Annotated in this window: 13 protein-coding genes; 10 read left to right on the top strand and 3 right to left on the bottom strand. The window is 30.3% G+C overall.

Annotated features, from left to right (window positions below; translation table 11 throughout):
* The first annotated feature begins 111 nt into the window (after nt 1–111).
* The 10 genes from KE631_RS02000 (at nt 112) to KE631_RS01955 (ending at nt 9692) form a co-directional block, all read left to right on the top strand.
* Nucleotides 112–1446 (top strand): ATP-dependent helicase, encoded by a 1335-nt coding sequence (locus KE631_RS02000; RefSeq protein ID WP_249291126.1) that lies wholly within the window; start codon nt 112–114, stop codon nt 1444–1446.
* A gap of 171 nt (nt 1447–1617) precedes the next feature.
* Nucleotides 1618–1830, top strand: coding sequence for a hypothetical protein (locus KE631_RS01995; RefSeq protein WP_042068387.1), 213 nt, complete (start codon nt 1618–1620; stop codon nt 1828–1830).
* Nucleotides 1831–1840: 10 nt separating this feature from the next.
* Nucleotides 1841–2419: a YqaJ viral recombinase family protein gene (locus KE631_RS01990; RefSeq protein ID WP_212509194.1), complete on the top strand. Its 579-nt coding sequence runs from the start codon at nt 1841–1843 to the stop codon at nt 2417–2419.
* 228 nt (nt 2420–2647) lie between these two features.
* Complete coding sequence (gene rpsU / locus KE631_RS01985) at nt 2648–2821, top strand: 30S ribosomal protein S21 (protein WP_011160972.1); 174 nt, start codon at nt 2648–2650, stop codon at nt 2819–2821.
* A gap of 221 nt (nt 2822–3042) precedes the next feature.
* Nucleotides 3043–3591 (top strand): rRNA maturation RNase YbeY, encoded by a 549-nt coding sequence (gene ybeY, locus KE631_RS01980; RefSeq protein WP_249291124.1) that lies wholly within the window; start codon nt 3043–3045, stop codon nt 3589–3591.
* A gap of 16 nt (nt 3592–3607) precedes the next feature.
* Nucleotides 3608–4483 carry a GTPase Era gene (gene era, locus KE631_RS01975; RefSeq protein ID WP_227807076.1) on the top strand — a complete coding sequence of 292 codons (876 nt, stop codon included), beginning with the start codon at nt 3608–3610 and terminating at the stop codon, nt 4481–4483.
* Nucleotides 4484–4583: 100 nt separating this feature from the next.
* On the top strand, nt 4584–5942 hold the full coding sequence (locus tag KE631_RS01970) for a glycine--tRNA ligase (RefSeq protein ID WP_212509192.1): 1359 nt from the start codon (nt 4584–4586) through the stop codon (nt 5940–5942).
* Between the two features lie 9 nt (nt 5943–5951).
* Nucleotides 5952–7766: a DNA primase gene (dnaG, locus tag KE631_RS01965; protein ID WP_212509191.1), complete on the top strand. Its 1815-nt coding sequence runs from the start codon at nt 5952–5954 to the stop codon at nt 7764–7766.
* Nucleotides 7767–7848: 82 nt separating this feature from the next.
* On the top strand, nt 7849–9246 hold the full coding sequence (gene rpoD / locus KE631_RS01960; RefSeq protein ID WP_212509190.1) for an RNA polymerase sigma factor RpoD: 1398 nt from the start codon (nt 7849–7851) through the stop codon (nt 9244–9246).
* A 110-nt stretch (nt 9247–9356) separates the two neighbouring features.
* Nucleotides 9357–9692 (top strand): tRNA (adenine(22)-N(1))-methyltransferase TrmK, encoded by a 336-nt coding sequence (locus tag KE631_RS01955; protein ID WP_308507130.1) that lies wholly within the window; start codon nt 9357–9359, stop codon nt 9690–9692.
* A gap of 273 nt (nt 9693–9965) precedes the next feature.
* On the opposite strand, the gene KE631_RS01950 is transcribed toward KE631_RS01955, so the two are convergent.
* The 3 genes from KE631_RS01950 to spx form a co-directional block, all read right to left on the bottom strand.
* Nucleotides 9966–10385, bottom strand: coding sequence for an HIT family protein (locus KE631_RS01950; protein ID WP_034171969.1), 420 nt, complete (start codon nt 10383–10385; stop codon nt 9966–9968).
* Nucleotides 10386–10448: 63 nt separating this feature from the next.
* On the bottom strand, nt 10449–11438 hold the full coding sequence (gene rnhC / locus KE631_RS01945; RefSeq protein ID WP_249291116.1) for a ribonuclease HIII: 990 nt from the start codon (nt 11436–11438) through the stop codon (nt 10449–10451).
* Nucleotides 11439–11845: 407 nt separating this feature from the next.
* Complete coding sequence (gene spx / locus KE631_RS01940; RefSeq protein WP_212509188.1) at nt 11846–12298, bottom strand: transcriptional regulator Spx; 453 nt, start codon at nt 12296–12298, stop codon at nt 11846–11848.
* Nucleotides 12299–12877: the final 579 nt, after the last annotated feature.

Here is a 12877-nt window from a genome sequence, read left to right as displayed (position 1 = left end):
AAAAAAACATTAGACATTTTTTAAGTGTAATGAAATTACTTTGTTAGTTTGAAAAGATAAGAAATTATCTATTTAATTTTAAGTCTTAAAGAGTAATTTTTAAACCAAAAGTTGTATAAAAAAACGAAACACCGCAAACACAACGAAGACCATCCTTTTAAAAAAAATCTCAAAAGCACTAAAAGCGGAGGCGAACCTGTTATTTACAAGTTTTTTTCAGATTATAAAGAAGAGACAGACTACATCACAAAAACCATCCAAAACCTTGTTTTACAAGGTATTTGCAGCTATCAAGATTTTACTATTTTATATCGTACTAACATTTTGGGACGCCCTTTGGAAGAAAAATTCTTAGCAAACAGCATTCCTTATCAAGTTTTTGGAGGTATTTCCTTTTACCAAAGCAAAGTAGTCAAAGATTTTTTAGCTTATCTCAATGTTATTGCAAATCCCTCACAAGATTTTGATTTCAAACGCATCATTAACACCCCTAAAAGAGGAATTGGAACAACTTCACTTGCACATCTAGAACAACTTGCCCAAGAAAAAAACTTAGCTCTCTTTGACGCCCTTAACTACCTAGACCAAACTCCAATTCAACCAAAAACCAAAACTAAACTAAACGAATTTCAAAAATTAATTACAGCTTTACGCCAAGAACTAATTAATGATTCTTTTGACTGTCTTAGTGATATAATTACTCATATTGATGAAAAAATTAAGTATTGTCACAAAAACGATGAAACTTACAAAATGCAATCAATAAAAGATTCTGAGCCTGCTTTACATTACATCGAAGAATTAAAATCAGTTTTTATGCAAGCAGAAAAAAATTTGGAAGGAAACATTTTTGAAAAACTAACCCAACTTTTAGATCAAATATCTTTGTATAGCGAAATTAACGAACAAACCGAACAAGACCCCAAAACCCCAAGCAAAAACGATCGCGTTAAACTTTCTACTATTCACAAAGTCAAAGGTTTAGAATTTAGAGTGGTTTTTATAGCTGCTTTTGAAGATATTTTTTTTGATTGCAACCAAAAAGAAAAAAGCGATTTAGAAGAATCAAGACGTCTAGCTTATGTAGCAATTACAAGAGCCGAAGAAAAGTTGTTTTTAACTGGGGCTTATCAAAGAGTTTCATATGGCAAACAAATAGACAGTCAACCTTCACGCTTTTTACAAGAAATGGGCTTTTTTCCAAAAGAAACCCCAAGACCAAATTATTTTTCCCCACATTTATTTCAACCAATCCAATCAAACCAAGTATCTTACACTAATGAAAATGGCTTTTTTCAAAAAGGAGACAAAGTCAAACACAAAACTCTCGGCTTGGGCGTAGTGGAAGCCATCATGCAAGATTTAATCCAAGTACGCTTTATAAATTCCCAAAATATAAAAATATTTGAAAATACAACTGCTTTTCTTGCTAAAATAAAAGAGTAAGTAAATTTTAAACATTTATCAAAAAACGAATCATCAATCATTATTTTATTAAATCGATTAGAAATTTAAAAACAACAAAACAACAAAAAAAATTAGCTAAGCAAATTACCAAAATCAAATTACCAAAATCAAATTACCAAAATCAAATTACCAAAATCAAAGGAGATTTTTATGAATTATACCGTTTTTTTTGTAACTATTTGTACTTTTATCGTTTTAAGTACTTTATTTTTAGCAGATAGCAACGACAGCTTTTCTTTGGGAAATTCTTTTTCCGAACAAAAACAAGGACGCAAAATCAAAGGCGAACAATTCTTCTTAAACTGCTTTCTTACTGTTTTAACCATGGCTTTTTTTGGACTTTCCTTTTGGTGCCAACAATAGTTGATGCCATATGCAATTAGAACAAAATACCTTAGCTTGGCACAATCATCGTAAAAAATACATTAATGCTTCCGAAGTAGCAGCTATCATGGGCTTAAATCCATTTGAAACCAAAGAGCAATTATTAAAAAGAAAAGTTTTTGACACTCCAATCGAAGACAACGAAGCAATGAAACGCGGACGAATTTTGGAACCCCAAGCAAGAAATTTTTTCAACCAAACACAAAAAATGCAATTCGAACCCAAAGCCTTTGTCAAAGATTTCATGTCTGCTTCTTTGGATGGATGGGACGCCCAATCCCAAAGCCTCTTAGAAATCAAATGCCCCATTTCTTTTGCCTCTTATACTTGGCAATCCTTTTTAAATGAAGGAAAAATCCCTACTATCTATTATGCCCAACTCCAAGCCCAAATTTATTGTTCTCAATCAATTAAAGCTTACTTTTTGGTCTATCAAAACGACCAAACCAACAAAAATATCGAAGTCAAAGAAGACCCGAATTTTATCACAAACATGCTTGAACAGTGCAGTCATTTTTTCCAATTATACTTAAAAACTAAACAATTACAAAAACAACTTCAAATTTAAAATTAATCATTTATATAAATATAAAAATACATTATTACTATTGCATTTCATTTAACCGTATTTATGACAAATTTCACCATAAAAAACGACCATAAACAAAAGATAAAACCACTTACAAAAATATTTAATTATTTTTTTGCTTTTTCTTATTGACAAACAACAAAAAAAGAGATATACTATAAGTAGTATTGCTAATTTTTAATTTGAGATTACGGAAAGGAGATATTAATGCCAAAAACTGTTTTTCGTAAAGGAGAAACTATCGAAGAAACGCTACGTCGTTTTAAAAGAGAAGTTTCTAAATCTGGTGTCCTAGCAGAAGCGCGTCGCAAAGAACATTATATTAAACCAAGCGTACAAAAGAAAAATCGCCAAAAAAATATGCGTAGTAAAAAGCGTTAATGTTTTAATCAATTAAAAGCTACTTGAAATAAGTTGCTTTTTTTATTTTATATTTGCTTATATTTGCTTAAGTTTTTTTTGCAAATGTCTTTTTATTTTATTCGTTCAAATGTTCGCTCAAATCATCAAAAAATAATCTCATTATTAAAAATTACCAAAAAAACAACTCAATTGCAACCAAAACTACAACCACCACCCAAACCCCAAATAGGAAATGCTAAATGATCATTAAAATCCACAATCAAACTTCTTTTTGCATCACACCTTTTAAATCTTTATTAATTAAAATGTTTTTACCCATCAAAGAAAAAAAATTAATGCATCTCATTTTTGTTACCAACGAAAAAATTCAAGAACTTAATTCCTTTTATCGCCAAAAAAATTATCCCACAGATGTTTTGTCTTTTACTAATGATTTAACTTTTTTTGCAGGCTTAGAAGACAATTCTTTAGGCGATGTTTTTATTTCTTTTTCCAAAGCCCAAGTCCAAGCACAAACAGCCAAGCACAGTTTAGAACGCGAAATTGCTTTTTTAGCAGTGCATGGTTTTTTGCATCTTAAGGGTTATCAACACCGCACCGAAGAAGAGTTTCAAATAATGCTTGCTTTACAAGAAAAAATTTTACAAAACGTAGGTCTAAATTTAGACAAAACACATAAAACAGCAGCAGCCCCAAATCCCATAAAAACCAAACAAAAAGAAACAAACCAAAATAAAAACACCCGCACAAACACCAACAAGAAAAAAGAAAAACAAAAAAATAACTAAGAAATTGAGGACTTACATGGATTTTAAATCTGGTTTTATTGCTATTTTGGGACGCCCAAACGTCGGCAAATCAACTCTTCTAAACGCATTAACCCAACAAAAAGTTGCCATCACAAGCGCCAAACCCCAAACAACACGCCACAAAATTATTGGCATTTGCCACGAACCTAACGCCCAATATATTTTTGTAGACACCCCAGGAATTAACCAATATAAACATTTATTGAACCAAAAAATGAACAACATCGCTTTTCAAAGCATCAAAGACGTTGATTTAATTCTCTTTTTAACAGATTCCTTTTATCATCCCAAAGAAGAAACTTTGTTAAAAATGATTTTCCAAACCAAAAAACCAGTTTTTTTAGTCATCAACAAAATTGACCGTTTAAAGAGCAAAAGCCAAATTGATGCTATTATTTTAAGCTATTTAAACCATTTTTCTTTTCAAACAGTAATCCCACTTTCTGCTATCAAAGCCAAAAACACCACTTTTTTAAAAGAAAATATCTATCAAAATATCAAACCAGGGGTCGCTTACTATCCGCAAGACATGATTACTGATCAAAAAAAAGAACTTTGGATAGCAGAAATAATCCGCGAAAAAGTCCTTTATTATGTCCACGAAGAAATCCCTCACGCCTCAGCCGTAATAATTGAAAAAATGGAACAAAAAGACCATTTATTAGAAATTTGGGGCTTGATTTTGGTAGAAAGAAGCTCTCAAAAACAAATCTTAATTGGCAAGGCAGGCTCCAAACTCAAACAAATAGGAACACATGTTCGCCAAGACCTCAATTGCCATTTGCAAATCAAAACTCACATTAATTTATGGGTCAAGGTGTATCCTAATTGGCGCAACCAAAAAGATTTATTAAGTCGCTTTGGATATTAAATAATTATAATTGAAAAAACTCAAAAAAACAAAATCAAAAAAAAAAAAAACAACGCAAAAATCAAAACATCAACACCAACAACAAAAAGGAGCTTTTGGGATGCAACATTTAGACAAAGTTATTTCATTAGCCAAACAAACAGGATTTGTATTTGCAGGCAGTGAAATTTATGGGGGACTTGCCAATAGTTGGGATTATGGTCCTTTAGGCAGTTTATTAAAAAACAACATTAAAAAAGCTTGGTTGCAAAAATTTGTCCAAGAACAACCCAATAATTTTTTGTTAGATGGATCCATTTTACTTAATTCTACCGTATGGAAAGCCTCAGGTCATCTGGATTCTTTTTCTGATCCCCTTACCGAAAATCAAGACACCAACAAGAGATTTCGTGCTGATAAACTCATCGAAAGCCACAATCCACAGTTAGATATTAGCGGTTGGTCCTACGAACAAATGCATGACTATTTAGTCAAAAACCAAGTCTTAGGAACTTCCAACTGGACACCCATCAGACCTTTTAACATGCTTTTTAAAACCCATCAAGGAGTCATTTTGGAAAACTCCAAACCTCTATATTTAAGACCTGAAACAGCACAAGGAATTTTTATCCAATTTAAAAACATTTTAAAAACTACCAGAAAAAAACTTCCCTTTGGAGTCTGCCAAATTGGAAAAGTATTCCGCAACGAAGTGACACCTGGCAACTTTATTTTCCGTACTTGTGAATTTGAACAAATGGAACTAGAATTTTTTTGCCAACGAGGCACCGAAGCCCATTGGTTTAACCACTGGAAAAAATTAATGTATGATTTTTTAATTACTTTGGGTATGAACCCGCAAAATTTAACATTTAAAGATCACAAAAAAGAAAACCTCAGCCATTATTCACAACAAACTTGCGATATTTTATTCAAATTTCCTTGGGGTTTTGATGAACTTTGGGGGATTGCTTCCAGAACAAACTTCGACTTGAAAACCCACCAACAACACTCCAAAAAAGATCTTACTTATTTTGACGAAACTACCAAACAAAAAATTTTACCCTACGTTATCGAACCTTCTTTAGGAATAGAAAGACTATTTTTTGCTTTTCTAATTAACAATTACCACGAAGAAAACACCTCCAACGAAACAAGGCAAATCCTTACTTTTCACCCTTTTTTAGCACCTTACAAAGTAGCTGTTTTGCCATTAATCAAAAAAACACACAGCGCCAAAGCCCAAGAAATCCACCAGTATTTAGCCAAACATTTTGATGTTTGTTACGATGAGACACAAAGTATTGGCAAAAGATACCGCAGACAAGATATGATTGGTACTCCTTTTTGTCTCACTGTAGACGACCAAACCCTTACCCACAACACAGTGACTTTAAGAAACCGTGACACCGCCCAACAACAAACCTTTTTACTAGCAGAAGCCAAACAATACATCCAAGAAAAAATTATTTTAAAATAAAGGATCAAAATGGAAGATAACAAACAATTAATTGATCAAATCAATGAAAAAATGCCTATCCTTGATTTAGTTCAAGAATTTGTACAATTAAAAAAATCAGGCAAAAATTACATGGGGTTGTGCCCTTTTCACGATGAAAAAACGCCTTCTTTTTCTGTGTCTCCTGAAAGAAATATAGGAGTTTGTATGTCTTGTAAAAAAGGCGGTAATCCTGTTTTTTTTTACAAAAGCATCAAAAACACCTCTTTAAATCAAGCCATTTTTGAACTGGCAACCCGCTTGGGCATTGCTACTTCCCTACCCCAGCAAAACACCCATCAATACCAAAAATTCTACAACATCATTCAAGAAGCAGCAGATTTTTATTCCCATCAATTAAAACACAACAAACAAGTCCTCAATTATTTAGAAAAAAGAGGCTTTGACAATGACATAATAAAACATTTTAAATTAGGTTATGCTCCCAAAGCTTCCCATTTATCACGTTATTTAATAGAAGGTACCAAATTTGACCCTGATGACCTCAAAAAATTAAGTCTCATCAATCAAGACGACAAAACCGGCAACTTTTATGATTTTTTCAAAAACCGACTCATTTTTCCCATTACTAACAAATCAGGCCAAATTGTTGCTTTTTCCAGCCGCAGTCTAGATGATCAAATGCCTAAATATCTCAACAGTCCCGAAACAATAATTTTCAAAAAAGGCGAAACTTTGTATCAATACTACGAAAACCAAGCTGAAATCAGAAAAAAACAAAAAGTCATTTTGCATGAAGGTTTTTTTGATGTTATGGCATCTTTCAAAGCCCAATTCAAAAACGTAGTTGCTACCATGGGAACCAACCTTACTTTGGATCATGCCAAACTATTAAAAAAACTCACCGACAAAATAATTATTGCCTATGACGGCGACAAAGCAGGAAAAACCGCTACTTTAGAAATTGGAACCTTTCTCCAAAAAAACCACTTCAAAGTCCAAATAGTAGATTTTCCCAATAATCTAGACCCCGATGAATACATCAAAACTGAAGGACCCGAAAAATACCAACACCTTCTAACTGATAATTTAAGGGATTTTTTAGCTTTGAAAGTGGATTTGATTTGCCAACAAATGGATTATTACAACCAAGCCCAAACCAAAAAAGAATTACAAGAACTATTCCAATCCTCAAGCTTTGAAATCAAAATGCTTTATCAAGAATACTTACAAAAAACATATCAACTAACAGTTAACCTTAATTCTCAAGTCTCCATTAACAAAACCCCAAAACCTCCTTACATTGCTCACACCAAACAACAATTAAATGTAACCAAATTTGACATTAAAATAGAAATCATCATAGAATTGCTTTTAAATGCTGCTTTTTTCAAAACCCAAAACTCCAAAACATTTGCCACCATCAAAAAAACCCCCGGTTTTGATGACTTGCAATGCAGTTGTCTGCTAAACTATATTAAAAATTATTACAAGAAAAATCCTAAACAAACTTGTATTCCTTGGGAAGAAATCAAAAACACCGCATTTAAAGAAAATATTGATGATTTATTGACATCTATCGAAAAACATCATTTTTTTAAAATGGAAAAGCGCCCTCTTTTACAAGATAAAGAAGGCAAAATATTTAACAATTATATAAAAGAATTAGAAATCCGCGACAAAATAGAACAAAAACAACAAAAAATAAATGAGTTAAATGATAAATTACTTCCAATAGATAACACTGAAAAAAACAAATTACAAAAAAAGAAAGACAAGCTCAAAAAAGAAAGAAGACAATTACAACAACAATTAAGCGAATTAGTAAATGATATATTTTGTTAAAAAACAAACCACTCAAAAAACCAAAATCAAAACAAGTTCATATCCAAATTTTAATTAAAAAAAGAAAAAAGGGAGTTAATAAATGGAATTCGTTAACATAATCAAAACTTTAAATGAGCAAGCTGGAATCGAAAAAAAACTAACATCTCAATTAATTATGTCTTTTTTGCAAAATCAAAACATAAAAATACCATATCAACAAATAGCACAAAACCTAAAAGAACAAGGGATTCAAATTATTTCTTGCGAAACACAAGCAGCTCCATCTCTAAATGAAAACTCCAATCAAAATGATACGCACCCCCAAACAAACACCACCAATGATGATTTTACTGACCTTGATTCCGAATTAACAAATGCAAACTTAGAAAAAACAGATGACAACAAAGATGAAGACAACACACAAGACTCAGAAGAAGACATCCAAGATTTTGACATTTCTGAAAAGGACTTAATATCAGATGAAAAACTCATAGAATTAGAAGAAGACGAAGATGAAAAAATTTCTAAAGAAGAAATTTCTAAAATCCATTCTGATATTAAAATGGATGACTCAGTTCGCATGTATTTAAAAGAAATTGGTCAAATCCCTTTGCTTTCGCTAGCAGAAGAACAAAAAAAATCCATTTTAGTTTTTTTAGGAAAACAAGCCAAACAAAATCTTGCCAAGCACAAAACCAAAGAAATTGAATTATCCGAAGAACAACTCCAAGAAGCACATGACCAAATCGAACAAGCAAGGCGCGCCAAAGATATTTTGGTAGAATCCAATTATAGATTAGTAGTTTCCATTGCCAAACGATATATTGGAAGAGGCATTTTGTTTCTTGATTTAATCCAAGAAGGCAACATGGGCTTAATGCGTGCAGTAGATAAATTCGATTATCAAAAAGGATTTAAATTTTCTACCTATGCCACTTGGTGGATTAGACAAGCCATCACAAGAGCGATTGCCGATCAAGCAAGAACTATCCGAATTCCTGTCCACATCGTAGAAACTATTAATAAAATGGCACTTTGCACTCGCAAATTAACTCAAAAACTTAAGAAAAAACCTACAGTTGAAGAGTTAGCCGACAAAATGAATATTTCTGATGAAAAAATTCGCAGCATCCAATATATTGAAAAAAAACCCATCTCTTTGGAAGCTCCCGCAAGAGAAAACGAAGAAGACGAAACTTCTTTGGGGGATTTTATCTCAGATCCCAACATTTTATCCCCCCACGAATACATGATGAAAGAAGTAACTCAAAATCTTTTAGATGAAGTCCTAGAAAATACCTTAACTGACCGCGAGGAAAAAGTATTAAAAATGCGCTATGGTTTTTTAGATGGCAAAACCCACACTTTAGAAGAAGTAGGCGCTTTATTTGGAGTTACTAGAGAAAGAATCCGCCAAATTGAATCCAAAGCTCTAAGACGACTCAGAACTCCAGCTAAACAAAGCAAATTAAAAAGTTTGTACCACAACCACAAATAAAATGAAACGAATCCCTTTTATTGCGTCTCTTACTAAAAATTATGACACCGTTGTAGACATCGGAACAGATCATGGTTTAGTTACTCAAAAAGGCTTTTCAACAAGGCTATATCAAACAAGCAATTGCAGCAGATATAAGATTAAAACCTTTATTTCAAGCCCAAAAAAACCTTGCTTGCTATCCAGTTACTTTTTGTTTAAATGACGGATTCAAAAACATTTGCCAAGATTTTGATCTTGCCCTAATTTGTGGTATGGGAACTTATGCTATTACTAAAATACTTGAAAAAAGTCCTGATAAAAGCAAACATTTTATATTAGGATCACAAAGCAATCAAGATTATCTTCAAGAATGGCTATTAAAAAACGATTTTCAAATTTTAGAAGAATATCATTTATTTGACAAATTTTTTTATCATTTCTTAAAAGTAACTCGCAAAAGCTAATTTTTGCTTCCAATTACATATCTATGATTAAACCAAACTATTAAAATAGTTTGGTTTTTTTGTTATAAGTTAATAATTGTGCCATTTTATAAACAAAAAAGACCAACGATTAAGCTGGTCTTAAATGTTATATTAAAATATTAAGTTGTCTAAATAAATGAAACAGTTAGAAAAGACCCATAAAAACCCATATAAATATTTTGTAAAGGTTTTATCATCAAAAAAAGCAAGACAACAATATATTTATTTTATGTTTCCTTAACAATATATTTTTTATTTATTCAAATGCGCTAAAATAGCTTTTTGAACTTTTTCATAATCTTGAGGAAACATCAAAGAAGCATTATTTTTAAAAACCAAATTAATTTCTTTTTCATCAAAACGAGGAATCAAATGCACATGATAATGAAAAACAGTCTGCCCTGCTACTTTGCCATTATTATTTAATAAATTGATTCCCTGAGCTTGAAAAACATCCATTAATACTTTGCTTATTTGATGTACTACTTTAAACAAATGGGCAAAAACATCTTCGGGCATCATCAAAATATCACGATATTCTTGTTTAGGCACCACCAAAGTGTGTCCTTTGGTCGCTTGGGTAATATCTAAAAAAGCAACTACTAAATTATCCTCATAAAGTAGATAACCAGGAACTTGTTTTTTGATAATTTTAGTAAAAATAGTTGACATAAAAACTCCTTTAAATGTGTTTTTGGATAAATAAACTTGCAATTAAGCACCAATATTATAAATTTATTCCATTTTGCGCACAATATTTTTAAAATTACACTTAGCAATTTGAGGCAAAATCTCTAATCCGTGTTGTTTTACTATCAAATCAATTTGCAAATCTACCAATTTGCCTGCTCCTAATTGCAATTTGGAATTAATTTTCTTAGAAAGTTTTGCTATTTGTGTTAAAAAAAGATATCTAGCAATAACAGAAGCCACAGCAACACTAAAATAAGAACTATCGGCCTTAGTTTCAAAAATAATCTTTGTATAAATCTCATTTTGGGCTTTTTGGTCTTGCAAATAATTAAAATAATTTTTAGGAAAGCAAAACTGATCCAAAATGACAGGAACATTTGGAGAAGCTTTTAAAACGGTTTGCTTAATTGCTTCGTTATGCATTAAAGCCTTAATTTTGTTGAGATTACATTGTTTGATTGTTTGATTGTATTCTAAAGGCATCATTATTTTAACAGAATAAATAACTTCTTTCATAATTAAAGGAGCTAGCTGCATTATTTTTTCATCTGAGATTTTTTTGGATTCAGCAATAGTTCCTAATTTTTGCAAAAAAACAATATTTTTAGCAGTCAAGTAAACACAACAAACAATAACAGGACCAAAAACATCTCCTGTACCTACTTCATCAGAACCAATGGATGGAAGATAATAAGTTTTTTTGTTATAAAGTGGCAAAAATGAATTTGTCCCTGCATTGCTTTTAGTTTTTAACGTTGGAACTTGTTTGACTAATGAATGGCTAACTTCTTTTATTTCGCTATTATCGCTAACTGTTTTCATTTGCAATATTTTTTTAATAAAAGCAACGATAGATAAGGTATTTTTTCCTTGCACTAACAAAGTTCCGTTATTATAAACTGTTATTTTAGCCAAAGATTCATCTATAACAAAAGCAACCGTTTTATTAGGTGATAATTTTAATTGTTTGTAGTAGAATTTTTTAATTGTTGCTACTTGATTGTTGTTCAATTTGAAACTATAATTTGACATCACTTAATACCTCCTTAATATTTCTTGCATTTTGGCAGTTTTTGTTGTCTTTGGTTTTGCAAAAAAGACCAAAATTTGTCATCACTTCTTTTATTATATATCACAATAAACTGAAAAAAGATAAAATAACAAGCTAATATTTGCAATTTATATAAAAAAATTAGAATATTTGAAAAAAATTCTAACTTTGAATTGAAAATTATTTTTGCAAAATTATTTTTGATTAAAATTGCTTTTTGAAAGTCTTGCAACTTGCAACTTAGTTTATTTTTTTAATTACATCTTTTATAAATAGCCAATTTATAAATGGAAAGGGACAAATATTGTTTTTAAACTTGAGTTTGTTTATGATAAAAGAAACTTTGCAAATGATAAGAGACTTTTTGCAACAAAAATATTGCTCTTCATTATTTATGGTTTTTAAAAAAGTTTTGCAATACTGTTTCATATTGATTATTTTCTTTATCTTTATAAAAATTAACATTATTTTCCATCAAGTAATAACGCAGTTTTTTGGGAATAAAAATACGAATTTTTTCTTCATTATACCCAATTTGAATTTTTTGATCTTTAATAATGATAGGTCTTTTTAAAATTTCAGGATTTTCAATAATAATTTTTTTGATGTTGTCGGTGTTGATAGTTTCCAAATCTATTTGTTTTTCTTTAAAAATTTTGGAACGTCGCGAAATAATATCATTAAACCCATAATCACAATTTTTTAAAATTAAATCCAGATCTTGTGGTTGCATTTTATAATTTAACAAATTACGCTCTTCGTATCTTACCCCATGAGCTTTTAACCATTTTTTAACTTTTTTACAAGACACAAAACTAAAACTCGTATAAACAATTACCATAATTATTTATGTAATTCTCCTTTGATAAAATAAATTAATGAATGAATTTTGGCGTGCAAAAATGCGATATTCATATATTAAAAATATTATATTTTATTTTTAAAATGTAATAGTGCTATTAAAAATTTTAAATTATAATTAATTTGAGTTATAAAATGTAGAAGGTTTTTTATTTTTAGTTAAATAATGGTTAATTTTGAAAAATAATTAAAATCCTAAGGCAAATCCAAAGGCAAAATGTTTTTTACAACATCTGCATATCCTAAAAGGAAAAACAAAAGGAAAATCAATGCAAGGAAAGAAAAAAGAATAAAAAGGGTAAAAAGTTATTAAAATGATCCCAAAATATTTAAAAAAAAGACCGTTTTATTTTTTAAAAAAGTTATTTATTGTGGTTCAATAAAAAATTTTAATATTAAAAACGGTGTTAATATAAAAATCGAAATAAATTTTGAATAAAAAAATAATTCGATAAATAATAAAATAAATTTGGTGCACTATTTGCAAAAAAAGATATCATTGTAAAAAATCAAATAGTTTTGAAAATGGTTTTTTAAAATAATGGAAATAAGAAAATAA

The sequence above is a fragment of the 'Santalum album' aster yellows phytoplasma genome, from assembly GCF_018283495.1.
Classification (GTDB): domain Bacteria; phylum Bacillota_I; class Bacilli_A; order Acholeplasmatales; family Acholeplasmataceae; genus Phytoplasma; species Phytoplasma asteris.
This window is presented reverse-complemented; position numbering and strand designations above follow the sequence as displayed.